Source organism: Pseudomonas sp. JDS28PS106 (genome assembly GCF_036706555.1).
Taxonomy (GTDB): domain Bacteria; phylum Pseudomonadota; class Gammaproteobacteria; order Pseudomonadales; family Pseudomonadaceae; genus Aquipseudomonas.
The window spans coordinates 123,282-149,248 of the sequence record NZ_JBAJGT010000001.1; the positions used below are offsets into that span (position 1 = coordinate 123,282).

Consider the following 25,967-nt stretch of genomic DNA (forward strand, 5'->3'; position numbering starts at 1 on the left):
ATGGCATCCGTCCCTGTGTACGACAATTACATCAACGGCCGATTCGTCGCTGCCGCCGAGCATCTCGACGTATTCAACCCCGCTACCGGTGCGTTACTGGCCAAGGTTCCGGCCTCTGGCGCCGAGCAGGTCGACAGCGCCCTGGCGGCAGCGCGCGTCGCGCAGAAGGACTGGGCGCGCCGGCCGGCCATCGAGCGTGCCGGCTACCTACGCAAAATCGCAGCCAGGCTTCGGCAGAACGTGGCGCATCTGGCCCGTACCATCACTCTGGAGCAAGGCAAGATCAGCGCGCTGGCCGAGGTCGAGGTCAACTTTACCGCAGACTACCTGGACTACATGGCCGAGTGGGCAAGACGCATCGAAGGCGAGATCATCACCAGTGACCGTCCGGGCGAAAACATCTTCATGTTTCGCAAGCCGCTGGGCGTGGTCGCCGGCATCCTGCCGTGGAACTTCCCGTTCTTCCTGATCGCCCGCAAGATGGCACCGGCTCTGCTGACCGGCAACACCATCGTGATCAAACCCAGCGAGGAGACGCCCAACAACTGCTTCGAATTCGCCCGTCTGGTCGCCGAGACCGACCTGCCGCCGGGGGTTTTCAATGTGGTCTGCGGCGACGGTGCCGTGGGCGCGACCCTGTCCGCTCACGCCCAGGTCGATATGATCAGTTTCACCGGCAGCGTCGAGACCGGGTCACGGATCATGAGCGCGGCAGCCGGAAACCTGACCAAACTGAACCTGGAACTGGGCGGCAAGGCCCCGGCCATCGTGCTGGCCGACGCGGATCTGGATCTGGCGGTCAAGGCGATTCGCGATTCACGGATCATCAACACCGGCCAGGTGTGCAACTGTGCCGAGCGGGTGTACGTGGAGCGCGCCGTTGCGGATGAATTCATTGGCAGGATCAGCGCCGCCATGGCCGCAACGCGCTACGGCGATCCGCTGGCCGACGCCTCGGTCGAAATGGGCCCGCTGATCAACCGCAAGGGGCTGGATGGCGTGGCGGCCAAGGTCAAGACGGCGATCGCCCAAGGCGCGCAGGTGACCACCGGAGGCGGGATCGCTGACCTGGGCCAGGGCTTCCATTACCAGCCAACCGTGCTCGCCAATTGCAAGGCCGATATGGAAATCATGCGCAAGGAAATCTTCGGTCCTGTACTGCCCATTCAGATCATCGATGATCTGGACGAAGCCGTCGCGCTTGCCAACGACTGCGAGTACGGTCTGACTTCATCGCTGTACACCCGGGACCTGAACAAGGCGATGTACGCCATGCGCGAGATCGATTTCGGCGAAACCTACATCAATCGGGAAAACTTCGAAGCCATGCAAGGCTTCCATGCCGGTGTGCGCAAGTCCGGTGTCGGCGGTGCCGACGGCAAGCACGGGCTTTATGAGTACACCCACACCCAAGTGGTCTATCTCCAAGCCTGATTCACCCTCACCCAACCAAAGATGCACCTTCGCGGTGCATCTTTGCGCCGTGCAGATCGCATGAGGACGCTGTCGATCCGCGTTGCTGCCCAGACCGTCAAGCCTCTACCGCGCAACGCAAGGCTGCGCGCAGCCGGCCTGATTCTTGCTGAAAGACCGCAAGAACAAAGACGGCTTCGCAAGCCGTTCCCAACCGCGAGCACGAGGAGAAGGCCAATGAGCGCACCCGGTGAACACCCCCTGAGCGAAGCCCCGACCGAGGGGCGCAAAGGACTCTTGTCGATTTCCATGGTGCTGATCAGTTTCACCTTCTTCACAGGCACCATGTTCGCCGGCGGCAAACTGGGAATGGCCTTCAACTTCATCGACATGCTTTGGATTGCCACCATCGGTAACGTCCTGCTGGCGATCTATGCCGCCGCGTTGGCGTTCATTGCCTCGCGCAGTGGTTTGAACACCGTATTGATGGGCCGGTTCTGCTTCGGCGAGGCCGGCAGCCGCTTGTCCGACTCCCTGCTGGGCTTCGCCGAGCTGGGCTGGTATGCCTGGGGCACGGCGACCGTCGCCATCGTGCTGGTCAAGATGCTCGGGCTCGCCGACGGCTTCACCGTGCCGCTGATGGTGTCCTTCGGGCTCGGTTTCAGCATCACCGCCATCGTCGGTTACAAGGGGCTGGATATCCTGTCGCGGGTATCGGTTCCGCTGATGTTCGTCCTGCTGCTGGTCTCCATTTACCTTGCCACCCGCCACGTCGGCGGCTTCGCGCAACTGGCCGCTGTGGTCCCCAAGGAAAGCATGAGCTGGTCGGCGGCGATCACCATGGTATTCGGCACCTTCGCCAGCGGCGCGACCCAGGCCACCAACTGGACTCGCCTGTCGCGGACCGGACGCATCGCGATCATTGCCAGCGTCGTCAGTTTCCTGCTCGGCAATGGCCTGATGGTGGTGGCTGGCGCTTGGTGCGCCATCGTCTATCAGCAGGCTGACATCGTCGAAGTCATGGTTCTGCAAGGGCTTTCGTTCGCAGCGGTTGTCATGCTCTGCCTTAATCTCTGGACCATCCAGGGGCCCACCATCTACAACGTGTCGGCCGCCGCCTGCCACCTGGTACGCACCGAACGCCGGCGCACCATGACGCTGGTTGCCGCCGCGATAGGCATCGTGCTCGCTATCGGCGGCATGTACGAGATGCTGATTCCGTTCCTGGTGCTGCTGGGGTCGATCATTCCACCGGTGGGCGGCGTGATCATGGCCGATTTCTGGTACCGCCATCGCGGGCACTATCCGAAGCTCTCCAGCACAAGCCTGCCGCGTTACAACCTGCGAGGCCTGAGCGCCTACGCCGTGGGCGCGCTGCTGGCGTATTTCTCACCGTTGATTGCCCCGCTGGTCGGCATCGCCGCCTCGGCGGCGTGCTACATCCTGCTGCTCCAGATCAGCCCGTCCCGCGCACCGGCGGTGACGCTTCAGGAAAAGTCCTGATCAGGCAATGCCGTTCGGTCCGTCCAGCACTTGCCGCACTTTCCTCGCCAGATCGTGCGGCATGCAGGGTTTGGAGACCACCTCGAACTCTGAGCCGCCGATGTCGGTGCGCTCGATGGAGTTTTCCGCGTACCCGGTCGTGAGCAGCACTTTGACTTTAGGATGACGGCGCCGCACTTCACGGGCCAGCATTACGCCGTTCATCCCGCCCGGCATGATCAGGTCGGTGAACAGCAGATCGTAGGTGCTGCCCGATTCGAACTTCTTCAAGGCTTCCCTGGCGTTGAGCACGATTTCGGTCTCGTAGCCATAGTCGTCGAGTACCATCTTGGCCAGCTCCGCCACGTCGGGACGATCCTCGACAATAAGAATGCGTTCGGTGCCTTGGCGGCGCTGGGTGGCCTGCGGGGCCTCGGTGTGAGCGAGGCTGGCGTCGTCGGTCGGGAAATACAGGCGGAGCGTGGTGCCGACGCCTTCCTCGGTATAGATGCGCGCCGCGCCGCCGGACTGCCGGGCAAAACCATAGACCATCGACAAGCCCAGCCCGGTGCCCTTGCCCTCCTCCTTGGTAGTGAAGAACGGGTCCATCACCCGGTCGCGAATACTGGCCGGCATGCCGACCCCGTTGTCCGTGATCGCGATGCTGACGTAACGCCCCGGCAGCAGTCCGTCATAGGACCCGCTGGACAGCTCGGTGACCAGCACGTTGCGCGTCTCGATGAAGATCCTTGGGTCCGGGCGACCGATCAGTGCGTCGCGCGCGTTGATGAAGATATTGAGCAGCGCGACCTCCGCCTGGGTCGGGTCGATACGGCAGTTCTTCAGGTCTGCGGCAAGATCGGTCTCGATGCACACGCCCGAGCCGAAGGTACGTCCGATCAGCGCATCGCTCGCCGTAACCAGGTTGTTGAGATTGAGCACCCGGCCATGCAGCTTCTGTTTACGAGCAAAGGCCAGCAATTGCTTGGTCAGGGTGCTGGCGCGGTCGACCGCGGCCTTGGCGTGATAGACGCTGCGCTGGACGCGCTGCACATCGACCACGGGCTTTTCGGCCGCGCTACCGATCAGGTCGATGTAGCCGCCCATCACCTGCAGCAGATTGTTGAAATCATGCGCGATACCGCCGGTGAGCTGTCCCAGGGCCTCCATCTTCTGCGCCTGGCGCAACGCGTCTTCCGCATCGCGCCGCCGGCTGACATCCAGCTGGGAGGCGAAGAAATAGATCAGATCGCCGGCGTCGTTGAGGATCGGTGAAATGAACAGGGCATTCCAGAAGCTCGAACCATCCTTTCGGTAATTGAGAATTTCGGTCGAGATGTCGGTACGTGCCTCGACGGCTTCCCGCACCGCCTGGACTGCGGCCGGGTCGGTGTCCGGCCCTTGCAGGAAGCGGCAGTTGGTGCCCAGGATCTCTTCGTTGCTGTAGCCCGTCATCTCCAGAAACGCGCGATTGGCAAAGATGATCGGGTTATCTTCACGATTCGGGTCGGTCACGATCATGGGCATTCGCGTGGTTTCGACCGCCGCGAAAAAGATGTCCTTGCCACGACGGTTGATGACGCCGGTGGCCTGGTTATCGACGCGGGTGGGGTTATCCGGCACTGACTGACTCCGAGATGAACGTTGACAGGAATGCTGCTTAGAAGCGCATGGCTATCAAATGTTTCATGCCCCCAGCCACAAAATCCCATCTTGTGCTAACTGAGATCGCGATCCATGGCCTGCGCCAACGCCGCTTTCTGCGGCGTCTGCACTATCGCTGTAGGAGCCAGCTTGCTGGCGATGAACGGCGACGCGGTGTGCCTGAAATCTCGCGGCGTCTTTGCGCTTGATCGCCAGCAAGCTGGCTCCCACAGTGCAGGCTCTCACAGGATCAATCGTCTGCCAGCGTCTGCGCCATCCACAAGGACTCGTATACGCCGCCCTGGCTGCGCAATTGTCGCGGCGGCCCGTCCTCGATGACGGTCCCCTCATGGAGCACGATGACCCGATTGAACTGGGCGACGGTCGCCAGACGGTGGGCGACCACCAGGACCGTTCGACCTTGCATGAGTTTGGCGAGCGCTGCCTGGATCACCGCTTCGGAATGCGAATCCAGTGCCGAGGTGGCCTCGTCGAGAATCAGGATGGGCGCATTCTTCAGAAATGCCCGGGCCAGCCCGAGGCGCTGGCGCTGACCGCCCGACAGCTTGACGCCACGCTCCCCTACCAGGGTGTCGTAGCCTTCGGGCATCTGCCGGATGAATTCATCGCAATAGGCATTGCGCGACGCACGGATGACATCTTCCGGGCGCGCATCCGGTTGACCGTAGGCGATATTGTCGAAAATGGTGCGATTGAACAGCGTCGGCTCCTGCGGGACCACGGCTATTTGCCGCCGGAGACTGTCCTGGCTGACCGACCTGATATCCCGGTCGCCGATCAAAATCGCCCCGCCGGTTACATCGTCGAGCCGTTGCAGCAGGCTCAATAGCGTGGACTTGCCGGCACCTGAGGAACCGACGATACCGACTCGCTGCCCGGCCGGTATCGTGAGGTTCAGACCGTCGAACACGGTACGACCGTCCGGATAGCTGTAGGTCACATCGACGAAGCGGATCTCGCCCCGGTGCTCGGACAACTCGGCCTTGCTGTCCGCCAGGCTGTAAGGCTGCACGATGATGCGCAGGGTTTCGGCGATCACGCCGATCTGTTGTGAGGTGTCGACCAAGGCCAGCGCAAGATCGCGAGAGCCATGCAGGATACGGAACGTCAGCGCGCTGATCATGACCACATCGCCTGCCGTTACCGCCGAATCCCGCCAGAGCATGATCGCCCAGCCCAGCATGCCGCCCGCCATCACAGAAAGACACACGTCGTGCAACAGCCGGGCCTTTTCCAGATAGATCCAGCTGCGACGCTGCGCCTTGGCTTCGACCCCGATGGACTGTTCCAGACGCTGGCGTTCACGCTCGCGCGCGGAAAACGCCTTGATGGTCCAGATATTCGACACCTGATCGACGATCTCCCCGCCGACCCGCGCCGCCTGGGCCGCGAAAGCCACGTGTTTCTTGTTGCCCAGCACGCCAAACACCATGATCAACAGCCCGGCGAACAGCACGCAGCCGACCAGGGCCAGGGCCATGCTGACGCGCACGGTGCACAACACCACCACCGCGCCGAGAAAATCCACGCAGGGCGGAATGATCTTCCAGGCCAGCCCGCCGTAGATGGACCCGGCGGCGGCACCCGCGGACGAGATGCGGTTGGCGAGGGAGCCCGAGAAGTGCTGGGAAAAGTAACGCATCGGGTGGCCAGTCAGGTGATTGAACAGATCCACCCGCAGATCCGCGCAACTGGCGACCACGGTGCGGCATCCCAGCCAGCCGCCGAGTCGCCAGAACAGGTTCTCCACCACGATCAGGCCCAGGAACAGGAAGAATGGAAACCAGATATGCTCGCTGGCCCGGTCGCCCAGCGTCATGACGTCCACCAGCATTTTCATCCCGTACTGGACCGCCACCGCGCAGCTGGCGGCGCCGACGATCAAGACCAGCATCGTGCCGAAATGCCACGGACGTAGCCTGACGTAACGCAGCAGGAAGCGGATCGGCCCCGAGGGCAGTCCGGTCGCCGGGCTTGAGTCAGTCATTCAAATGCCCCGGCCCGCGCCCGCGGGTGCCAGACGCATGGATTCGAGTTGCTGCGCGCCGCGCAGGATTTCCGCCTGCAAGGGATGGAAAGGTGCCCGCCGCCCCTCACCGTCGGCGTACCCCAGCAGCCCTGCCGGGCAATATCTGCCGTCATCCCAGCCCGGATAATCAAGAATGGGGTACCAGCAGATCCCCTCGATTGGCACACCGCCGGACACCGCGGCCATCACTTGCTCGTGGACGTAACGCAGCCAGGGCACGCGCTGCTCGTTTTCCGCACCGGTCTCGGAAATCAGGATCGGGCGTTTGTAGCGGGCGTACAGCTCGCGCAGCATGCCGCAAAACGGACGATAATTCTTGTCGCCGCGGTTGATCCGAGGGCCATTGAACACCCATTGGTTATGCGGGTAGAAATTGGCGCCGATGATGTCCAGATACTCGGGCCGCCCGCCGAGACCGGGCCAGGCCCGGCCGCTCAGCAGGTCCCAGGCTTCGAACTGCGCCTGGCGGTAGTTTTCCGCAGCCTCGATCTCGTCGTTGCGCCGCGTGCCGGGCACAACGTGAATCAGCGGATCGGCCTGCACGAAACGGGCCTTGGGCTCCACCTCGCGTACTGCATCGATGGCCGCGATGCTGGCGCGTACCAGCTGGTGCTTGAGCTCCATGCCGCGCCGCTCGCAGGTGGGATTGAAGTAGGCGACATCGCCGCCAGCCCAGCTCCAGAACGAAATCTCGTTGACTGGCGAATAGAACGGTACCTTGACCCCTTCCTCCTGCATCAAGCGCGCAGCCGCGCGGGCAAAACGCGCGAATCGCTCGACGAACCGGGGTCGCCAGATGTCCAGATCGTCGGGGTAACCGTAATGGCACAGGTCCCAGATCACCTGGGTGCCCTGACGCTGCGCTGCGCGCAGCACCGGCAGCAGGCTGCTCCAGTCGTAGACGCCGGGCTGTTTCTCGATCAGATGCCAGCGCAGGCCGTCGCGCACCGAACGTATCCCGCAGTCGGCCATGGCCGCGAAATCCTGATCGGCCCAGCGCCCGTGGCCCGTGGACTGCACCAGGTCCAGGCGCACGCCGTCGCGACGCCTGTGGCTGGAGCACTCGAAACCACCCAGATAGAACGTCTTGAAGGTTCCCGACATGGTCAGTCTCCCGCGGGGGTAAGCGACGCGTGTTCCTGCTCGAGTCGCTGATACAGGGCGAGCGCCTGACCGACTACCTGATCCATGTTGTAGTACTTGTAGGTTCCAAGACGACCGAGAAAGGTCACGCCACCGGACTGGTCGGCCAGCGCCTGATAGCGTTTGTACAGTTCAGTGTTTTCCGCGCGGGGGATCGGGTAATACGGATCGCCATCTGCGCAGGGGTACTCGTAGGTCACGCTGGTTCTGGCGTGGGTCTGCCCGGTCAGATGCTTGTATTCGGTGATCCGGGTATAGGGCACCGCCTGATCGGGATAGTTGACCACCGCTACAGGCTGGAACTGCGCCTGGTCGAGGGTCTGGTGACGAAACTCCAGCGAACGGTACGGCAGCCGCCCGTAGCAATAACCGAAGTACTCGTCGATAGGTCCGCAATACACCAGATGCCGGTATTGCACTTGCTGACGAACGGTCGTGAAATCGACGCCGAGCAGGATGTCGATCAGCTCATGGTCGAGCATGCGCTCGAACATCTTTGTGTAACCGTGCAGCGGCATGACCTGATAGCGGTCGCCGAAATAGCGGTCATCGGTATTGGTCCGTGTCGGCACCCGCGAGGTGACCGACTTGTCCAGCTGGGACGGGTCCAGCCCCCACTGCTTGCGCGTGTAGCCACGAAAGAACTTTTCATAAAGCTCGCGGCCGATCTGATTGATCACCACGTCTTCGGAGGTGCGAATGTGCTCCACCGGCTCCGCCCGGCTGGCGAGAAACTGCTCGGCCTGAGCCTCGTCCATGTCCAGGCCGTAGAGTTGATTAAGGGTGTCGAGGTTGATCGGAATCGGCACCAGCTTGTCGTCTACCCGGGCCAGTACCCGGTGTTCGTACTGGCGCCACTCCGTGAACCGCGACAGGTAATCGAAGATCCGCTCGGCATTGGTGTGGAAGATATGCGGCCCGTAGCGATGGACCAGCACGCCCGCGTCGTCGAAATGATCGAAGGCGTTACCGCCGATATGCTCGCGACGGTCGACGATCAACACTTTCTTGCCCAGGCCCGCCGCGAGCCGCTCGGCGAGCACACTCCCGGCAAATCCCGCGCCGACGATCAGGTAATCGTAGACATCTCCCTGTCCGGCATTGTCCCTGGCTTGTTCAGCGGTTATCTGAGGCATTCGATCTGCTCCTTCATACTGGCGCAGGTCGCGTCCCAGGACATGCCGGCCAGAGCCGCGTCGGCTCGCTGCAAGAATTCGGGGGTCCCTTTGCTACCCAGCACTTCGCGCACTGACTCAATGAAGACTTCAGGGCTCGCGGCGATGCTCACCACGCCGCTGTCGCCGTAGGTCCTGACCACATCGGTGATCGGCGTCGACACCACCGGGCAGCCACCGGCCAGATATTCGGGAGTCTTGGTGGGGCTGATGAAGCGCGTGGACTCGTTGAGCGCGAACGGCATCAGAGCCACATCCCACCCGCTCAGATACGCCGGAAGCTCGTCATAAGTCTTGCCGCCCAGATAATGAATGTTGTCGAGTCGCGGCAGAGTGGCCGGGTCGATCTTGACCACCGGTCCGATCAACACCAGTTGCCAGTCTGGCTGCGCGGCAGCGACCGCATGGACCAGTTCGATATCGAAGCGCTCGTCGATCACCCCGAAGAATCCCAGGCGCGGATGAGGAATCGCCTGCTGATCGGCCGGATCCTCCAGTCCGTTGCGCGCCTGGGCGAAATGGGCGATATCGACACTGCTGGGCATCGAGTGGGCGTTGGTGTGCTGCTTGCTCTTGGCCTCCCAGAGGCTGTAGCCGCCAGTAAACACGACATCGGCGCGATCAAGCAGCTCCTGTTCCATTTCCCGCAAACGGGGCGGCGCGCCTTTGAACGCGGACAGCTCATCCATGCAATCGAACACGGTCACGCTGGCCCACAGATGGTCCGTGAACGCCAGGCTCATGGGCGTGAAATACCAGAGGATCAGCTCTTCCGGCGCTCGCTCGTGCAGCCACGCGTCCAGCAATGTCCTTTGCTCGTGGGCGGCCTGTTCGGGTGACAACGAATGCGGCAGGTGCGGCACCAGAAGGGTCACGCCCTGGGGCTGAGGCAACTGTTCCAGCCTGGCCTTGGTCGTGTCATCAAAGACCGGTTCTTCAAAGAACGCGACGTCGTAGTCCCGGGCCATTCTGGACATGACGTGTTGCGGACGCTGATAGACGAACCCCCAGCGCAGATGGGACAAGCACAACAATACGGGGCGGGCCTCGGAATTCGAGGTTTCCCGGCGGGCTGAATCGGACGGACTCGTCGCTTCGAGGGTCATGCAGTTCCCCTTTTGTCTATGGAAAAGGTGTCCGGACGAATCTGAAGGCCTCGGATAGCGGCGCGACTTCGACTGCATTCATGTGGAGGTGAGGCGCGCGCAGCCAAGGGCAATGCGCGCTCTGGAGCTATTGAGAGGCTTAGCACATCCGTCGTTCCCTGCCACCCGATGAACTGCACATGCCGTTTGGCTGAATTCCGGGAACTCGTAGCCCGCCCCGCGCCCCTTAGTCTTAAGCGAAAGCTTTTCTCGCACCTGGGGTACGTCGACCCTTCTGGCCGACAGGTCCTGATTTTCGCTTGCAAAGGCTCCCCATTCGATCTGCCGGTCCGGCAACGATGGAGTCGTCAGCCTCGTCCAGAGGCAGCGAAAAAAAGGAAGGAAGGATAACCATGATCCTAGTGACCGGTGGTGCGGGATACATTGGCGCGCATATCGTGTTGGCGCTGCTGCAAAACGGCAAGAACGTAGTCATCCTGGATAATCTGTGCAACAGCTCGCGCGAAACCCTTGAACGTATCACCAGGATCAGCGGCCGTACGTTTCATTTCGTGCTGGGGGATGTGCGCAGCAAAACGACGCTCAACAGCCTGTTCGCGGAATATCCCATCAAAGCCGTGGTGCACTGCGCGGGGCTCAAGGCCGTTGGTGAAAGCGTGCGCGAGCCGCTGCGCTATTTCGAAACCAATGTCAGCGGCAGCGTCAACCTCTGTCAGGCCATGGCCGAAGCCAGGGTGTTCAACCTGCTGTTCAGTTCCTCGGCGACCGTCTACGGCCAGTGCGCGCGCATGCCGCTGGACGAGCAATGCGCGCTGGCTCAGCCGACCAACCCTTACGGTCATTCCAAACTGATGGCCGAGCATGTGATGAAGAGCGTGGCCAGTTCGGACCCGCGCTGGTCCATCGGACTGCTGCGCTACTTCAACCCCATCGGGGCGCACCCATCCGGGCTGCTGGGTGAGTCGCCACGTAATACGCCCAACAACCTGCTGCCATTCCTGTTGCAGGTCGCCACCCGGCAACGCCCCGCCCTGCATGTGTTCGGCAACGACTACCCCACGCCTGACGGCACGGGCGTGCGCGATTATCTGCATGTCGTGGATCTGGCCGAGGGTCATCTCAAGGCGCTGGAAAAGAATGCACATCAGCGTGGGGTGTCGGTCTGGAACCTTGGCACGGGGCGCGGCTATTCGGTGCTGGAGGTGGTGCGCACCTTCGAGCGGATCAGTGGTGTAAAGATACCGCTGGTGTTCGAACCGCGCCGCTCCGGCGATGTGGCGCAATGCTGGTCCGACCCCGGCAAGGCCTTGCGCGAATTGAACTGGCGCGCCCGCTATGACCTGGAAACCATGTTGCGTGACGCCTGGCGCTGGCAGAGCCTCAACCCGCTGGGTTACGAACTGGATGTCCTGGTCGGATGAGACGGCATCCGACCGCTCGTCAAGTCGACGGATAAAGCGCTGAACCCGAGCCCGCGCGGTTTTTCTATCCCTTACCACTCACTGGTATAAGGAACCCATCATGGCTACTAAACAGGACAACCTGCTGGACTGGCTGCGTGACGCTCACGCGATGGAGCAACAGGCCGAGAGCATGCTCAAGGCCCAGGCAGACCGGCTGGAACATTACCCGCAACTCAAGGCGCGCATCGAGCAACACATCCAGGAAACCCTGGGTCAGCAGCAGTTGCTCAAGGCGGCCATTGATCGGCTGGGCGGCAGCACTTCCACGCTCAAAGACATGGGCGGCAAGCTGATGGCGTTCGCTCAAGGCATGGGCGGCATGACCATGCCGGACGAAGTCGTCAAGGGCGCCATGAGCGGCTACGTGTTCGAAAACCTCGAAATCGCCACCTACACCGTGCTGATCCAGGCGGCCAAGGACGTCGGCGATACCGAAACCCAGCGAGCCTGCGAGCAGATCCTGCCTCAGGAAGTGGCAATGGCCGACTGGTTGCGCGAGCATCTGCCGGAGATCACCTCCGCGTTCCTGCAGCGCTCTCAGGATCCCGACGCAGTCGCCAAGCGCTGATGGTCTGCAACAAGCCGTGAGCGTCGTGCAACGATGCATAGCGCAGTAGTCGAGTCCGCAGCCTGAGGTCGCGGCTCGACGCACCTGATATTCCGGTCCGACGAGGTCTTCCATGAGCGACTACCCCCTGATTGCGACTAAAACCACCACCTACCGCCTTCACCATCCTGATATCGGACCGCCTGAGCGTACCCTCTCGGCGCTGGCAGGTGGGGCTCTGCTGGTCAATGCATTGCGCAGCGGCGGCGTGAGCGGCGCGTTGCAGGCGGTGCTCGGCGCCTACTGCCTGTACCGAGGGGCGTCGGGGCACTGCATCATTCAGCGCAAACTCAAGCCGACGCCGTTCGAGCAGCAGTTTCAGCGCAGTCACGGCTGGCAGGCCAGCGAAGCGATTACCCGAAGCGTGACCGTCGCCAAGCCACTGGAAGAAGTACTCGACTTCCTCAAGCAGCCGGTGAACATCGGGCCGCTGATTCCCTGGGTCGACACCATCGAAGCCATCGACGAACGCACCAGCAAATGGACCGCCCACGGGCCGATGGACCAGACGCTGACCTGGACCCTGCAAATGGAGGACACCGACGATACCGCCTCGCTGCAATGGCGCACCCTCCCCGAAGGCAAGTGGCAACATGTGGTCACCGCCCAGCTGAAAAAGGCGCCGGGCAACCGGGGTACAGAGGTCAAGCTGGTAGTGGTCTGCGAGCCTGCCGGTGGCAAGTTCGGTTATGCACTGGCCTCGGCCATCAGCGCGTTCAGCGACAAGGCTGTACTCAACTTGCTGGGCAGCCTCAAGCAGCAGCTGGAAACCGGCGAAGTCAGCACCAATCAGATGCGCTCCACCGAAACCCGGGATTTCATGTTCCTGCATGTTCCAGCTTCGGCTCACGAACAGTCGGGGCCCGCGAATCCGGGCAACGACCATCCGCCTGTGGCCAAGACCACGCCGACATCCGCGGCGGCCGCCAATCTGCAGCGAGGGACCATCTGATGCGCGCACTGACCTGGCAAGCCCCTAACCTGTTGCAGGTGGATACCGTTCCTGACCCGGGCATCCTCAATCCCCGTGACGCCATCATTCGCGTCACCCTCTCCTCGGTCTGCGGTTCGGATCTGCACCTGCTGGGCGGTTACGTCCCGGCGATGAAGCCCGGCGACATCATCGGCCACGAGTTCATGGGCGAAGTGGTTGAAACCGGCTCGGGCGTTAAGTCGATCAAGAAAGGCGACAAGGTCATCACTATTTCCATTGTCGGCTGCGGTGAGTGCGAGCCTTGCAAACGCACTGACTTCTCCTGCTGCGACAACTCCAACCCCAACCCGTCCGCCACCGACATTGCCTACGGCCAGCCGTGCTGCGGCATCATCGGCTACAGCCATGCGTTCGGCGGTTACTCGGGCAGTCACGCGACCTATATCCGCGTGCCGTTCGCCGACGTCAACCTGTTCCCGGTCCCGGAAGGCGTGACCGACGAACAGGCGATCTTCGTTTCCGACGCGGCGCCGACCGGCTACTTCGCGGCCGACAATGCCGATATTCAGCCCGGCGACATAGTCGCAGTATGGGGTTGTGGCGGTGTCGGTCAGATGGCGATCCGTAGCGCGTACCTGATGGGCGCCGAGCAGGTCATCGCCATCGATCGTTTCCCGGACCGCTTGCGCCTGGCCCAGCAGAAAGCCGGAGCGAGCATCATCAATTACGAAACCACTGACGTGCACGAAGCCTTGCTGGAGTTGACCGGCGGTCGCGGTCCGGATCGCTGCATCGATTGCGTTGGCATGGAAGCCCACGGCACGGAGATCGACTACGCCTACGACAAGGCCAAGCAGATGCTGCGCCTGCATACCGAGCGTGGCACTGTGCTGCGTCAGGCCATCCGCGCCTGCCGCAAAGGCGGCACGGTTTCAGTGGTGGGCGTCTACGGCGGTCTGTTGGACAAGTTTCCCATGGGCGCCATCGTCAACAAGGCCTTGACCCTGCGATCCGGGCAGCAGCCGGGACAACGTTATGCCAACAAGCTGTTCGAGCACATTCAGAAAGGCGAACTGGATCCGTCCTACCTGCTGACCCATCCGATGAGTCTCGAAGAAGCGCCGAAGGGATACGCGATGTTCAAAGACAAGATCGACAACTGCATGCGTGCGGTCTTCAGACCCTGAGCCGATCTCGTATGGGCGGATTCATCCGCGATGGGTTGCACGACCGCAACATGTTCATCGCTTTGTGAATTGCTTCGCGGATGAATCCGCTCCTACACATGTCGCTGGTCCTGTAGGAGCGGATTTATCCGCGATAGGGTCGCACAGGCATCACATCATTATCGTCTGGTCGATGGAGTTCGCGGATGAATCCGCTCCTACGAGAAAGAGCCGGTCATCAGTTGATCCAGGTCTGCACCAGAAACCCGCCCTCTCCGGCCACCGGGTCGCGCTCGGGAAAAGGTACCTCGGCAATCCTGCGCAACGATGCGGCATGGTCGGCTTGCTCGGGGCACTGGATGTCGTAATCCTCCTGACCTTGCGGGTAGGCACCTACCACGACGAAATCGTCGCTTTGACGCCACCGCCTGTGGCCGGTGCCGGCGGGCAGCACCAGAACATCGCCCGCCTTCACGGCGATATCCTGTCCCTGATCGCCCCCCAGCCGCAGCAAGGCTTCGCCGCTTGCGACCCCCAGTACTTCGTGGGCGTTGGAATGGTAATGGGTGTAGTCGAACACACCGTCACGCCACAGGGGCGGCCAGCCGTTGCGTGCGAAGAGCGCCTCGAATGCAGCGGGGGCATCGGCGCTCTCGGTCAGCTCCAGGTGATAGACCAGCACCGGAAACCGGCTATTGGGGACGGCGCCGTCATCGGAGAACAATAGAGCCTCGGGGACGGCGAGGGCCAACTCCTGAGCCTGGAAATCGGGATTGGGGTGGGTCATGGATGATGAACTCCTTTCAGTACTGCTGTTGCTCGGCGGATCGCCAGCGAACTGGCTCCTACAGGGGGCGGGCTCAGGGTGCGGGGGAACGGCTGTTGGTGTTCTGTTCCTGGTTGCTGCCATGCGGATGATGCTTGGCCGTGCCGGTTGGATCGGGGATCTGGATCACCTTGCCGGTCATCCACGCATCCGCGCCCGGCAGAACGGGATCGGGCTTGATGTCCTTGCGCGATTCGCGCTCGGCAGCCGAATCCAGTCCCATCCGCTGATCCCTGGACTTGAGCATCGCCTGGTCGATCTGGCCGTCGGCAGTAAAGCCCATCATCAACTGCGGCACGCCCAGCGGCAGGCCCTTGTCCTTGTCGGTGTGCCAGGTATGCCAGGTTTTGCCGTAGGTGTTGGCCAGTTTGCTCATCAGCGCATGTTCGGCTGGCTCAGGCACTCCGGGCGCGATCAGCGTGCCGGACTTCACTTCATGGGCATGACTGTGCCAGTAGCCTTTTTCTTCCTCGGGCAGCTCACTGAACAACCGGGCGCTGATGATGTACTCGACGCCCATCAGATGGGATTCCTTGACATTTCCGTCGAAGATCACGCACTGGATCACTTCTTCGTTCAGCAATGAGCAATAGTGATGGGCCTCCATTTGCGAATGGATCGCGCCGTTGTAGAAGTGGAAGCCATCCAGATAGGTATTGAGCTGCTCCAGCGGGGGCTTGTCCTGGAGCAGGTCGGCGCCGGTTTCCAGTACCTTGGTCGAGGTCTGTTTCTCGGCGCCGGGTGATTCGACATTGGGACGCGTGTCGTCGCCCCCGCAACCCGCCAGGGCAGCTGCCAGGAGCAGCAAGGCGGTACGGGTCAAAGGTTTGGGGTCACGGGTGATCATGGTCGACTCTTCAAGAAGGCTTGTGAACGTCGGCGTCTTGGCGGCAGCAAAGACGCCGTCAGCTGGCTGGACCGGCAGTCAAGGCGAGATCGGGTCGCTGGCCGGGAAGGTTTCTTCGAGCGCATCGTCCAGGGTCGAATTGGTAACCGGACGCCCCTCGACTTCGCCAATCTGTTCGCATTTGCAGCCCTCGTGCGGGCAGTGTTCGCCGTTGGCGTGGCGATTGGCGCACGCTTCACTGCAGAATCGCTGGCCGTCCCGCTCGACGGCCTGGTCGCCGGAAGTGCCACAGGTGCAGTCGGGACAGGCGCAGGTCTGGTCGCTCATGGGTATCTCCTCATACAGTCCGGGAAGCAGCCGCGCTTGCGCGCAGCCCATGCAGGTTGGAAGCGGCCGGTTTTGGATAGTTGAGGGAAATCCTCGGATGGGCGACCGGCGGTCACTCGAAAGCGGACGTGACGCAGGGCAGGAATCCGGCATCGAACAAGCTGTCATCGGTGGCAGCGACGCCGCCTTCCACATCCCGCGCATGGCTTCAGGCTTTGCGACAGCCTTCGCATGCCCGCTGGCGAAGGCAAAGCCATGAGGTTCAGTACGTGCCCCACTTCGCACCTTTTTCCCTGTCTGCCCTGAGTCTTGCCGGCCGTGGCCGAGGTTACCGCTGGTCTCTGCTTGGCCTGTCTCCCCTGCTGTTGTGCGCGGGGCTGGCACGGGGCGACGACGTTCAGACGCTGAACCTGTCCGATATCGAAGTCCAGGGAGCGCCGGCTACACCCGCTGAAATGGCGCAGGACGCTGTGCGTCGGGTACCCGGCGCGACCAACGTCGTTGACATGAACGATGTAAGCCGGGGCCGCGTCGCCACCAACGAAGACGTGTTCCGTTATCAGCCCGGCATCTATGCCAAGGCGGCCAATAACGAAGGCGCGAAGATTTCCATTCGGGGTTCGGGCCTGAATCGCGCGCCGGGCTCCCACGCCTCTGGTCTGTTCGAGACCCTGGACGGTCTGCCGCTGACCGGCCCCGGCGGCACACCTTACGAACTCAAGGAGCCGCTCTGGCTCAGCCATGTGGAGGTCCTGCGCGGCGCCAACGGATTCGACCGCGGATCCCTGGCACTGGGCGGCGCGGTCAACTACGTGACGCACACCGGCCATGATGCGCCTCGCCTGCAATTGCGCTACGAAGTCGGCAGCCATGGCTATGCAAAGCGTGAGATCAGCTCCGGCCAGGTGCTGGGCGATCTGGATTACTACCTGAGCCTGACCGACTCCAGCTACAACGGCTTCCAAGATCAGGCTTCGGGCAAGAGCAAAGGCATCGCGGCGAACGTGGGCTACCGGTTCAGCCCGGATCTGCAGACCCGCTTCTTCTTTCGCTATCGCCAAACCGACAACGACACGCCGGGCCGCCTGACCCGCGAGCAGATCCGCCACGACCCGCGGGCCGCCAATGCCCTGAACGTTGCCCGCGATTCCAAGCGTATCCAGCCGGGCAGCACCTGGCTGGGCAACACGACCACGCTCTATCTGGACGATGACACGCGCATTGAAACCGGTCTGGTCTACCACGATTACCCTATGGACCTGCGTGAAGGCACCAACCGGCTGCAAGTGGCCTACACCGACATCAGCGGGACCTTCAAATACATCCACAACCACACGCTGTTCGGTCGCCAGAGCACCACTACTCTCGGTCTGCGCAGCACCAAGGGATTGCCCAATAACGGCGGCTCGGAGCATGTCCGTATACCCACCGGCAACACTGCAGGATATCCGGTGGGAACCAAGACTCGCGACTACAGCTATCTGGGCTCGGATTCGGTATTGCAACTGTCCAACGAGCTGGAGCTGTCGCCCGACCTGTGGCTGACCACGGGGGTTGCAGCGATCTACACCCGGCGCGAAACCAGCGTCGCTTATCCGCGTACTGACGAGTTGACCAGCACCCATGCGTGGGACTATGCAACACGCGTCGGTCTGCGTTACGAGCTGACACCGGACACGCAAATCTACGGCAATCTCAGTCGCTCGGTCGAACCGCCCCATGCCTGGTCGATGATTTGGGGTTCGAACCGCTACTTCCCGGCCGGCAGCGGAGCCGCCACCGGCCTGCAACGCGCCGGCGTGAAGCTCGATAACCAGACCGCGACTACTCTGGAACTCGGTGGTAAGGGTGAGGCGTGGTTTGGCCAATGGGATGCGGGTTGGTATTACTCACAGGTGCGCCGTGAGCTGCTGACGGTCGAAACCCAGGCGGCGACGGCCACTTCCTCTTCGATCGTCGCTGAATCGAACGCCAGCCCTACGGTGCATCAAGGTATTGAACTGGGCCTGAGCAGCCCGCTCTGGGACGGAGGTGCGGCCGGCTGTCTCGCACTGCGTCAGGCCTATACCTGGAGCGATTTCCACTATCGCGATGACAAGCGTTTCGGCGACAATAGCCTGCCTGGCATTCCCGAGCATTACTATCAGGCCGAACTGCGATACAGCCATCCGACCGGTTTTTACGCGGGTGTCAACACCGAGCACGCGTCGCGCATGGCCGTCGATTATGCAAACTCCTTCCATGCCGACGCCTATACCCTGCTGGGCGCAACGCTGGGCTATGACTCGGCGGACAAGCAGTGGAAGACCTGGCTGGATCTGCGCAACCTCGCCAACAAGCGTTACGCCAGCACCGTCACCCCCGGCTATGACGACGCGGGGCAGGACATCGCCCGCTCCACCCCTGGCGATGGCCGCGGAGTGTATGCCGGCGTGTCCTGGAGTCTCTGGTAGCCGTACGGGTTAGAGCGGGCTAGAAGTTGGCCGGGGTATTGGCGCTGATGATTTCAGCTTCATCCTGGCCGATATTGCGGAAGCGATGCGGCAACGTGGTCGGGAAGTAATAGCCGTCACCGGGACCAAGGATGTTGATCTGGCCGTCGATGGTCAGCTCGATGGTGCCACGGGTCACCAACCCGCACTCCTCGCCTTCCCCATGGACGATCAGCTCTTCGCCCGAATCGGCGCCCGGCGCGTATTGCTCACGGAGGAATCGCATCTGCCGTCCCGGCAGGGTCGCGCCGACCAGCAGCAGGCGCACGCCGTTGCGACCCAGATCCGGCTGGTCGCCGATGCGGAAAACATACTGATCACCGCCTGGCGGCTGATCGAAGGTGAAGAACTCCGCCAGGGTCATCGGAATGCCCTCCAGCAGCTTCTTCAATGAGCTGACCGAGGGGCTCACACGATTCTGTTCGATCAGGGAAATGGTCGCGTTGGTCACGCCACTGCGTCTGGCAAGTTCGCGTTGTGAGAGTTTGTAGCTTTCGCGCACCAGCTTGAGTCGTGCACCCGTGTCCATAGTCGCCTTTTTGAGTGGAAAATTCGGAAACCGGCCCGGTCGGAGCCTTGCCGCGAAAGGCGGACATTAAATCACGTTTGCCGTGGTGATGTGACGCGCCCGCGGGTCGGTTATGCTTCGAACGATCCGGCCCCGTGGGCAGTCCTATGCCGGGTCTGGCCTGGAGGTTCGAAAATGCTCGTCAATACATTGGTGTTCCTGCTGACCCTCGCCGGGATGGAAGCCTTCGCCTGGTTCGCCCACAAGTACATCATGCATGGCTGGGGCTGGGGCTGGCACCGCTCGCATCATGAGCCGCGCACTGGCTGGTTCGAGAAGAACGACCTGTACGCCGTGGTTTTCGCGGCGCTGGCGATCGTGCTGATCGCGCTGGGGACTCAAGGCATGCACCCGCTGGAATGGATAGGCGCGGGCATGACGGCCTACGGCTTTCTGTATTTTCTGGCCCATGACGGCCTGGTACACCGGCGCTGGCCTTTTCGCTACGTGCCGCGCAGTGGCTACTTCAAGCGGCTGTACCAGGCGCACCTGATGCATCACGCGGTGGAAGGCAAGGACCGCTGTGTGTCCTTCGGTTTCCTGTATGCGCCCTCCACCGCCCGACTCAAGGCGCAGTTAAGGGCGATGCATGACGGTCCGCTACGCAAGTCCGGCCCGGGCGATTCCACAGACCCGGATCGCGCGAAGGCCAGCTCCGCCCCCGAAAAGCCAGTGCCTGCCAGCCACCGCTGAGCACCAGCCGCAATTTGTCCGCTTTCGAGGTGGAAATGCGCTGGTCCCATGCTCCAGCGCCGGCGGCCTTGACCTTGACGCCGATCTCTCGATAAACGTCCTTGGCGGTCGCGACAGCCCAGGCCGAGCGGCGCGGCAAGGCGGCGATCCCTGCCTCCGCGCTCTGGTAATAGGGTTCGGCCAGATCCACCAGACGCGCGCCCAGCACCCCCAGCCGCTCCCGATATTCGCGGTCGGCGATGCGCTCGCGGGGTATGCCCAGTTCATCCAGCCATTGCCTCGGCAGGTAACAACGCCCGATGGCGGCGTCTTCGACGATGTCCCGGGCAATGTTGGTGAGCTGGAAGGCGACGCCCAGATCGCAGGCCCGGTCGAGGGTCGGCTCATCCTTGACGCCCATGACTTGCGCCATCATCAGACCCACCACACCGGCGACGTGGTAGCAATATTCCAGCAGGTCATCCAGGGTCAGGTACTGGCGATCGTCCACGTCCATTGCAAAACCGGCCAGGTGATCGAGGGCGTAGGCCTGGCGCAGATCGTGGCGTCTGACCACATCCTGGAACGCGGCGAAGGCCGGGATCCCGGCGGGACGCCCTGCGTACACCGCATGAGTCTGCTCGACCAGCCCGGCCAGTCGGGCCCGTGCGTCGTCGCTGTCCAGTGGCACGGCATCCCGCCCGCCTTCCTGGCCGTCGACCACGTCGTCACAGTGTCGGCACCAGGCGTACAGCATCACCGCACTGCGCCGGGTCTGCGGGTCGAACAGCCGGGAAGCGGCGGCAAAGCTCTTGGAACCCACTTCGATGCTCTGGATTGCGTGGTCCATCAAGGTCTCGTCATTCACCCGTGGATGCCCTCCAACATCAATCCCGCCGTGGCCTTGGCCGAGCCGATCACGCCCGGCACGCCGGCGCCGGGATGCGTGCCGGCGCCGACCAGATACAGATTGCTCAGCTGCGCGTCGCGATTGTGCGGACGGAACCAGGCGCTCTGTTGCAGCACCGGCTCCAGCGAAAACGCCGATCCCAGGTGCGCATTGAGCTCATCGCGGAAGTCGTGAGGTGTGAATATCCGGCTGGTCACCAGGTCTTCCCGCAGGCCGGGCATGTAATGCTTTTCAAGATAAGCGAAGATCCGGTCGCGGTAGCGCGGACCTTCGACCGTCCAGTCGATATCGGCATTACCCAGATGCGGGACCGGCGACAGCACGTAATGGCTGGAGCAGCCCGGTGGTGCGAGACTCGGGTCAGTCACACAAGGCGCGTGCAGGTACAGCGAAAAATCCTCGGCCAGCGACTGGCCCTTGAAGATCTCCTGAATCAGCCCCTTGTAGCGGTTGCCGAAACAGACCGTGTGATGTTGCAACTGAGGTTGCGGCCGCTTGAGTCCGAAATGGATGACGAACAGCGAGTTGCTGAAGCGCTTGCCCTTGAGCCGCTCGCTTTCCTGACGACCCCGCGGGTGGCCGCCGAGCAGGTCGGCGTAGGTGTGCACCACGTCGGCGTTCGACGCCACCATGTCCACGGTCCAGCGCCGACCGTCGAGAGTCCTTACCGCACTGGCGCGGTTTTCCACGACTTCGATATCAGCGACTTCCGCATTGAGCTCAACGCGGCCACCCAGATCCTCGAACAGTTTCACCATGCCGTTGACCAGTGCGCCCGTGCCTCCTTTGGGAAACCACACGCCCCATTGCCGCTCCAGCGCATGGATCAGGGTGTAGATCGAGGACGTGGCGAACGGATTGCCGCCCACCAGCAGCGAATGGAACGAGAACGCCTGACGCAGCTTGTCATGCTCGATGAAGCTCGACACCATCGAATAGACGTTGCGCCATGCCTGCAATCGCGCGAGCTGCGGACCGGCGCGCACCATGTCCCTGAACGACAGGAACGGCACGGCGCCCAGCTTGAGGTAACCCTCGCGGAACACCGCCTGGGAATACGCCAGGAATCGCTGGTAGCCCACGACGTCTTTCGGGTTCAGAGCATGAATCTGCCGGTCCAGCTCGGCCTGATCGTTCGCGTAATCGAATACCGTGCCGTCTTCCCAGGCCAGCCGGTAGAACGGCGACACCGGCAGTAGCTCCACATATTCGGACATGGGCTTGCCGGCCAGCGCGAAGAGTTCCTCGATGGCACTGGGATCGGTGATGACCGTGGGGCCTGCATCGAAGGTGAAGCCCTGGTCGTGCCAGACGTAGGCACGGCCGCCGGGTTTGTCGCGTTTTTCGAGCAACGTAGTTTGTACGCCGGCGGCTTGCAGGCGGATCGCCAGGGCCAGGCCGCCAAAGCCCGCGCCTACCACTACGGCTGTTTTCGGTGAAGTCATTCGGTTGTCTCGAAATGTCGGGGAGATGAACGCAGTGCCGCGTGCATGGCTTGTGCAAGCGGGACCGGGGGTTTGCCCACCAGAACCCGCAAGCGATCAGGCCAGTGGCTCTGTCCTGCATAGAAGCGTTCGATGAGCCCGGCGGGTAGATGGTAGAACCGCTGCATGACGCGCCAGCGATCTTCCGGCCGGCCGGCAAGGAACAGCATGCGATTGAGCAGGCGGTAGAAGCCTTGTTTCCGCCATTCGCGTTCAGCGTAGTCGCGCATGGCGGGGGCCAGCGTCGCGGCAGCCAGGTCCGAGACCGGCGTGCGCGCCAGCCAGTCGGCAAGCCGCACCGCGTGGGGCAGCGAGTAACCGGTGGTGCAGTGGAAAAGCCCGGCGCGCAGGCCGGACTTGGGTTGTCCCGCGCTGCTGTCCCAGAACGCGGCGAAATCGCCGGCCAGGGTGATCGGCAACACGCCCTGCTCTTCGCGCAGGCAGCGGCGGATCGACCAGCCTTGAGCAGCGGCGTACTGAGTAATGTGCTCGCGCAGCGTCGCGGCGCTATGAGTCTGGCGCTCGACGTAGTGCGTGTCTTCGATCAGCAGGGTATCGGCAGTAAACGGCAGCACATAGATGAAGCGGTAGCCCTGCCCCTGCGCGACCCTGGCATCCATGATGATCGGGTTCACCAGCCCGTGCGGGCGTTCGAGTTCCAGCAGCTGGCCGAGGAACGCCTGTTGCCCGAGCGCCATGTGGGGGCTGAGCTGGATGCCGCGCCCGTCGATCACCGCCGCGGCTTCCAGGGTGCGCCCGTCAGCCAGCGTCAGCCGGGTTGGCTGTACCTGAGCGATGCGCTGACCCAGCCACAGGTTTTCACCCAGCGCCGGACCGACAATTTCCGCGAAACGCTCGGACGTCACGCTGGCGTAACCGCTGGGCATATGCCGCGACAGGCCGGGGAAATGCACGTCGTAGCCGGCCCAGCGCTGCGCAATGAGCGGCGCGAGCCATTCGCGCTGTTCGCTGTCGAGATCGCCGTCATGGAACGACCACGTATGGTTGCCGCCCAGCGATGTCTGCTCGTCGACACAGAGCACGCGCAGTTCCGGCCTCGCCTGGCGAAGTTTCCAGGCAATCAGACCGTTGGCAAGGCCCGCACCGGCCAGAATCAGGTCGTAATTCATGATCGGACTCCGGCTGGGCATGGCCGCTCTGGCTGTTCGATGTCGAACGCCGGCACTGCCTGCCGCGTTGTGACGGCCCTTTCGACGATATCCGCCGCGCGCTGGACGCCGCCGGCATGGCTCAGGTTTTCTGCGAGCGCGTCCAGTCGTTCGAGCGGATGGTCCATCAAGCGCTGAAGCTGGGTTGCGATGCGTGAGGCGCGCGCCCTGCGGCTCAGTTGCAGGCCGACTCCGGCGTGGGCGACCCGCGCGGCCACACCGGGTTGATCGAAGGCGATGGGCATCACCAGCATGGGCGTGCGCGCCGCGATAGCATCCATGACCGTATTGAGGCCGCCGTGGGTCACCGTGATAGCGGCTTGCTGCAAAGCCCAGCGCTGCGGGGCGAAATCGGTCACCCAAGTGGCCCCAGCCTGCAGCAGCAAGCGTTCCTCGATACTGCCCAGTCCGCCGCAGTGGGCCACCAGCAGTTGCGCATCGATACGCCGGCAGGCCGTGGCAATCTGCCGAAACATGCCTAATCGCGAGCCCTGCAAGGTGCCCAGGCTGGCGAACACCAAGGGCCGTTGCGGGTCGATCGGCCAGAGTCCCTGCTCATCCTGCTGCGCAGCACGCAGCGGGCCGACCCCATGAAAATGCTCGGGTAATCGCTGCCGGGGGAAATCAAATCCGGCAATGGTCTGGCTGATCTGCGCCAGTGGCGAGAGACATTCGTGGAGCGCGTCCCGCGCCGGCACACCGAGCTTTTGCGACTTGTCGTGAAGCACCCGGCGCAATGGCTTCATCAGCCAGTCATAGACTTGGGTACTGCCCTGATACATCCGTTGACTCGACTCATCCGTGGCGTAGGCGAACGGCATGACCGGCAGCGGCACGCCCGGCTCGCGATTGACCGGCAGCGCACAGGCCACCGACACGAACGGCAAACCCATGCCTTCGGCCACCAGGCCGCCCGCCGCCTCCATCTGGTCGCAAAGCAGGGCATCTATCCGCTCTTCGGCAAGCGCGGCGGGCAGTTCGTCGCAGAGCATCGCCGTGGTTGCGCTCAACTGGCGAATGATCGCTATCAGGCCCAGCGGCCCCGAAGGGTTCGCGGCCTGCCGCAACGCGCCTTGCAGGCTGCCGGCGGGATGGGTGTCCTGCCCCAGCGCATGGAAGCCGATACGGGTATCGGTCAGCCAGCGCCTGGCGTCGACCTGATGAAAAAACGTTACTCGATGGCCGCGCTCGATCAGTGTCTGGGCCAGAGCCTGCAACGCCTGGAAATGGCTGTAGAACGGCGGCGCTACGACGCCGAAGTGGCTCATGAGCCGAGTCCTGAGGTGAGCAGGCGCGCGGTGCGCAACGCCGCGAGATCCGCCGAACCGGTGCAGAAACAGGCGATGCGTAATTGGCGAATCATTACCGTGAAGTGTTCGATGACGGCTTCGGTCGACAGCGTGGCGCCGCTCAGCGCGCCGGCAGCCTGTCCCACCAGATCAGCACCCAGGCGGATAGCCTTGGCGGCGTCCACGCCGTCGCGGATGCCTCCCGAGGCGATCAGCTTCACGTCCGGCAGGGCCTGACGTACCTCGCGTACACAGATGGCGGTCGGGATACCCCAATCGGCAAACGCCATGGCGACCGCCCGGTCGGCAGGATCGCGGGCACGTTCGCCCTCCACCGCCGCCCAACTGGTGCCGCCCGCCCCGGCGACGTCGATGACTTGCACGCCGGCTTGCACCAACTGGCGGGCAACCACGGGCGAGAGCCCGGCGCCGACTTCCTTGGCAATGACCGGCACATGCAGCCCGGCCGCGACCCGGCCAATGGCTTCGACAACCCCACGCCAGTCACGGTCGCCCTCATGCTGGACCGCTTCCTGCAGCGGATTGATATGGACGATCAGGGCGTTGGCTTGCAGGCTGTCCACCGCGCGACGCGCCAGGTCGAGGCCGCCGGCGCCTGTCAGCTGCGCGGCGCCGATATTGCCGAGCAGGGGAATATCTGGCGCGAAACGGCGCAGCTCCCGGGTCAGCCCCTGGTGGTTGTCGTCTTCAAGACTCACCCGTTGTGACCCCACGCCCATGGCGATCCCCAGCGCCTGGGCCGCTTCGGCCAGATGACGATTGATTGTAACCGCGCGTTTCGCGCCGCCGGTCATGGAACTGATCAGGAAGGGTGCGCGCAGTGGCATGCCCACCAGGGATGCGCGCAAATCGATGTCGTCCAGCCGCAACTCGGGCAAGGCACAGTGCTCGAAGCGCAGATCGGCAAAGCCTGAAGCCGTCCGGGTTCCGGCCCTTGCCGGATCGAGCACGATGTCCAGATGATCATCCTTGCGCCGACTCAGGTCGCTTTGGGTCATGACGGCTCCATTGTCAGGAATCATTTCGGGCTCTTGATGGTCTTTAATCAGCTTATCCTTGTACATCACCCGCCTGAGTGCATAAGTTAAGTACAGGACAAGGCGTTTCATGAGGCAGTAAAGAACACCAGTCGTTCCGTTTTGCCCGACGTTTCTCGGATACCGTCGGAAAATGAGAGGA

At 62.7% G+C, this 25,967-nt stretch carries 21 protein-coding genes and 1 pseudogene; 8 read left to right on the forward strand and 14 right to left on the reverse strand.

Going from position 1 to position 25,967, the window contains the following annotated elements; genetic code table 11:
• Positions 1–1,434, forward strand: a complete 1,434-nt coding sequence (aldA, locus tag TRP66_RS00515; RefSeq protein ID WP_333399364.1) for an aldehyde dehydrogenase — start codon at positions 1–3, stop codon at positions 1,432–1,434.
• 216 nt (positions 1,435–1,650) lie between these two features.
• Positions 1,651–2,916, forward strand: a complete 1,266-nt coding sequence (gene codB, locus TRP66_RS00520; protein ID WP_333399365.1) for a cytosine permease — start codon at positions 1,651–1,653, stop codon at positions 2,914–2,916.
• On the opposite strand, the gene TRP66_RS00525 is transcribed toward codB, so the two are convergent.
• The 5 genes from TRP66_RS00525 to TRP66_RS00545 all read right to left on the reverse strand — a co-directional run bounded on the left by TRP66_RS00525 (position 2,917) and on the right by TRP66_RS00545 (position 10,013).
• A complete protein-coding gene (locus TRP66_RS00525; protein ID WP_333399366.1) occupies positions 2,917–4,518 on the reverse strand; it encodes a hybrid sensor histidine kinase/response regulator in 1,602 nt (533 codons plus the stop codon). It lies immediately after the preceding gene.
• 271 nt (positions 4,519–4,789) lie between these two features.
• Positions 4,790–6,547: an ABC transporter ATP-binding protein gene (locus tag TRP66_RS00530; RefSeq protein ID WP_333399367.1), complete on the reverse strand. Its 1,758-nt coding sequence runs from the start codon at positions 6,545–6,547 to the stop codon at positions 4,790–4,792.
• The gene (locus tag TRP66_RS00535) at positions 6,548–7,693 is read right to left on the reverse strand and encodes a family 1 glycosylhydrolase (protein WP_333399368.1); all 1,146 of its coding nucleotides are present in this window, start codon (positions 7,691–7,693) and stop codon (positions 6,548–6,550) included.
• A 2-nt stretch (positions 7,694–7,695) separates the two neighbouring features.
• Positions 7,696–8,868, reverse strand: coding sequence for a UDP-galactopyranose mutase (glf, locus tag TRP66_RS00540; RefSeq protein ID WP_333399369.1), 1,173 nt, complete (start codon positions 8,866–8,868; stop codon positions 7,696–7,698).
• Positions 8,856–10,013 (reverse strand): glycosyltransferase family 1 protein, encoded by a 1,158-nt coding sequence (locus TRP66_RS00545; RefSeq protein WP_333399370.1) that lies wholly within the window; start codon positions 10,011–10,013, stop codon positions 8,856–8,858. The genes glf and TRP66_RS00545 overlap by 13 nt, the downstream gene beginning before the upstream one ends.
• A gap of 392 nt (positions 10,014–10,405) precedes the next feature.
• Here TRP66_RS00545 and galE point away from each other — a divergent pair, with 392 nt between their 5' ends.
• The 4 genes from galE to TRP66_RS00565 all read left to right on the forward strand — a co-directional run bounded on the left by galE (position 10,406) and on the right by TRP66_RS00565 (position 14,204).
• Positions 10,406–11,434 (forward strand): UDP-glucose 4-epimerase GalE, encoded by a 1,029-nt coding sequence (galE, locus tag TRP66_RS00550; RefSeq protein WP_333399371.1) that lies wholly within the window; start codon positions 10,406–10,408, stop codon positions 11,432–11,434.
• A 100-nt stretch (positions 11,435–11,534) separates the two neighbouring features.
• Positions 11,535–12,044, forward strand: coding sequence for a ferritin-like domain-containing protein (locus TRP66_RS00555; RefSeq protein WP_333399372.1), 510 nt, complete (start codon positions 11,535–11,537; stop codon positions 12,042–12,044).
• A gap of 112 nt (positions 12,045–12,156) precedes the next feature.
• The gene (locus TRP66_RS00560) at positions 12,157–13,035 is read left to right on the forward strand and encodes an SRPBCC family protein (RefSeq protein WP_333399373.1); all 879 of its coding nucleotides are present in this window, start codon (positions 12,157–12,159) and stop codon (positions 13,033–13,035) included.
• Positions 13,035–14,204, forward strand: a complete 1,170-nt coding sequence (locus TRP66_RS00565) for a zinc-dependent alcohol dehydrogenase (RefSeq protein ID WP_333399374.1) — start codon at positions 13,035–13,037, stop codon at positions 14,202–14,204. The genes TRP66_RS00560 and TRP66_RS00565 overlap by 1 nt, the downstream gene beginning before the upstream one ends.
• Before the next feature lie 217 nt (positions 14,205–14,421).
• On the opposite strand, the gene TRP66_RS00570 is transcribed toward TRP66_RS00565, so the two are convergent.
• From TRP66_RS00570 to TRP66_RS00580, 3 genes are all read right to left on the reverse strand, one after another.
• Positions 14,422–14,970 carry a cupin domain-containing protein gene (locus TRP66_RS00570; protein WP_333399375.1) on the reverse strand — a complete coding sequence of 183 codons (549 nt, stop codon included), beginning with the start codon at positions 14,968–14,970 and terminating at the stop codon, positions 14,422–14,424.
• Between the two features lie 73 nt (positions 14,971–15,043).
• Positions 15,044–15,856 (reverse strand): OBAP family protein, encoded by an 813-nt coding sequence (locus TRP66_RS00575; protein ID WP_333399376.1) that lies wholly within the window; start codon positions 15,854–15,856, stop codon positions 15,044–15,046.
• A gap of 78 nt (positions 15,857–15,934) precedes the next feature.
• Entirely contained in the window at positions 15,935–16,183 is a 249-nt protein-coding gene (locus tag TRP66_RS00580) for a metallothionein (protein WP_333399377.1), read from the reverse strand.
• Positions 16,184–16,485: 302 nt separating this feature from the next.
• On the opposite strand from TRP66_RS00580, the gene TRP66_RS00585 reads away from it, so the two are divergent.
• Positions 16,486–18,636 carry a TonB-dependent receptor family protein gene (locus TRP66_RS00585; protein ID WP_442965153.1) on the forward strand — a complete coding sequence of 717 codons (2,151 nt, stop codon included), beginning with the start codon at positions 16,486–16,488 and terminating at the stop codon, positions 18,634–18,636.
• 19 nt (positions 18,637–18,655) lie between these two features.
• Here TRP66_RS00585 and TRP66_RS00590 read toward each other — a convergent pair whose 3' ends face one another.
• Positions 18,656–19,204, reverse strand: a complete 549-nt coding sequence (locus TRP66_RS00590) for a cupin domain-containing protein (RefSeq protein WP_333399378.1) — start codon at positions 19,202–19,204, stop codon at positions 18,656–18,658.
• 174 nt (positions 19,205–19,378) lie between these two features.
• On the opposite strand from TRP66_RS00590, the gene TRP66_RS00595 reads away from it, so the two are divergent.
• A complete protein-coding gene (locus tag TRP66_RS00595; RefSeq protein ID WP_333399379.1) occupies positions 19,379–19,936 on the forward strand; it encodes a sterol desaturase family protein in 558 nt (185 codons plus the stop codon).
• On the opposite strand, the pseudogene TRP66_RS00600 reads toward TRP66_RS00595, so the two are convergent.
• From TRP66_RS00600 to fni, 5 genes and pseudogenes are all read right to left on the reverse strand, one after another.
• Positions 19,857–20,783: pseudogene (locus tag TRP66_RS00600) on the reverse strand (phytoene/squalene synthase family protein); the annotation flags it as partial. The gene TRP66_RS00595 and the pseudogene TRP66_RS00600 sit on opposite strands and share 80 nt — an antisense overlap.
• A complete protein-coding gene (locus tag TRP66_RS00605; RefSeq protein WP_333399380.1) occupies positions 20,780–22,270 on the reverse strand; it encodes a phytoene desaturase in 1,491 nt (496 codons plus the stop codon). The pseudogene TRP66_RS00600 and the gene TRP66_RS00605, both read right to left, overlap by 4 nt.
• A complete protein-coding gene (gene crtY / locus TRP66_RS00610) occupies positions 22,267–23,439 on the reverse strand; it encodes a lycopene beta-cyclase CrtY (RefSeq protein WP_333399381.1) in 1,173 nt (390 codons plus the stop codon). The genes TRP66_RS00605 and crtY overlap by 4 nt, the downstream gene beginning before the upstream one ends.
• Complete coding sequence (locus TRP66_RS00615; RefSeq protein ID WP_333399382.1) at positions 23,436–24,746, reverse strand: glycosyltransferase; 1,311 nt, start codon at positions 24,744–24,746, stop codon at positions 23,436–23,438. The genes crtY and TRP66_RS00615 overlap by 4 nt, the downstream gene beginning before the upstream one ends.
• Complete coding sequence (fni, locus tag TRP66_RS00620) at positions 24,743–25,786, reverse strand: type 2 isopentenyl-diphosphate Delta-isomerase (protein ID WP_333399383.1); 1,044 nt, start codon at positions 25,784–25,786, stop codon at positions 24,743–24,745. The genes TRP66_RS00615 and fni overlap by 4 nt, the downstream gene beginning before the upstream one ends.
• Between the last annotated feature and the right edge of the window lie 181 nt (positions 25,787–25,967).

Coding starts and splice junctions, on each gene's coding strand:
- TRP66_RS00605 (WP_333399380.1), bottom strand. CDS start 22,270: ATGACTTCACCGAAAACAGCCGTAGTGGTAGGCGCGGGCTTTGGCGGC.
- crtY (WP_333399381.1), bottom strand. CDS start 23,439: ATGAATTACGACCTGATTCTGGCCGGTGCGGGCCTTGCCAACGGTCTG.
- TRP66_RS00530 (WP_333399367.1), bottom strand. CDS start 6,547: ATGACTGACTCAAGCCCGGCGACCGGACTGCCCTCGGGGCCGATCCGC.
- TRP66_RS00560 (WP_333399373.1), top strand. CDS start 12,157: ATGAGCGACTACCCCCTGATTGCGACTAAAACCACCACCTACCGCCTT.
- fni (WP_333399383.1), bottom strand. CDS start 25,786: ATGACCCAAAGCGACCTGAGTCGGCGCAAGGATGATCATCTGGACATC.
- TRP66_RS00590 (WP_333399378.1), bottom strand. CDS start 19,204: ATGGACACGGGTGCACGACTCAAGCTGGTGCGCGAAAGCTACAAACTC.
- codB (WP_333399365.1), top strand. CDS start 1,651: ATGAGCGCACCCGGTGAACACCCCCTGAGCGAAGCCCCGACCGAGGGG.
- TRP66_RS00595 (WP_333399379.1), top strand. CDS start 19,379: ATGCTCGTCAATACATTGGTGTTCCTGCTGACCCTCGCCGGGATGGAA.
- TRP66_RS00545 (WP_333399370.1), bottom strand. CDS start 10,013: ATGACCCTCGAAGCGACGAGTCCGTCCGATTCAGCCCGCCGGGAAACC.
- TRP66_RS00570 (WP_333399375.1), bottom strand. CDS start 14,970: ATGACCCACCCCAATCCCGATTTCCAGGCTCAGGAGTTGGCCCTCGCC.
- TRP66_RS00615 (WP_333399382.1), bottom strand. CDS start 24,746: ATGAGCCACTTCGGCGTCGTAGCGCCGCCGTTCTACAGCCATTTCCAG.
- aldA (WP_333399364.1), top strand. CDS start 1: ATGGCATCCGTCCCTGTGTACGACAATTACATCAACGGCCGATTCGTC.
- TRP66_RS00580 (WP_333399377.1), bottom strand. CDS start 16,183: ATGAGCGACCAGACCTGCGCCTGTCCCGACTGCACCTGTGGCACTTCC.
- glf (WP_333399369.1), bottom strand. CDS start 8,868: ATGCCTCAGATAACCGCTGAACAAGCCAGGGACAATGCCGGACAGGGA.
- TRP66_RS00565 (WP_333399374.1), top strand. CDS start 13,035: ATGCGCGCACTGACCTGGCAAGCCCCTAACCTGTTGCAGGTGGATACC.
- TRP66_RS00555 (WP_333399372.1), top strand. CDS start 11,535: ATGGCTACTAAACAGGACAACCTGCTGGACTGGCTGCGTGACGCTCAC.
- TRP66_RS00575 (WP_333399376.1), bottom strand. CDS start 15,856: ATGATCACCCGTGACCCCAAACCTTTGACCCGTACCGCCTTGCTGCTC.
- TRP66_RS00535 (WP_333399368.1), bottom strand. CDS start 7,693: ATGTCGGGAACCTTCAAGACGTTCTATCTGGGTGGTTTCGAGTGCTCC.
- galE (WP_333399371.1), top strand. CDS start 10,406: ATGATCCTAGTGACCGGTGGTGCGGGATACATTGGCGCGCATATCGTG.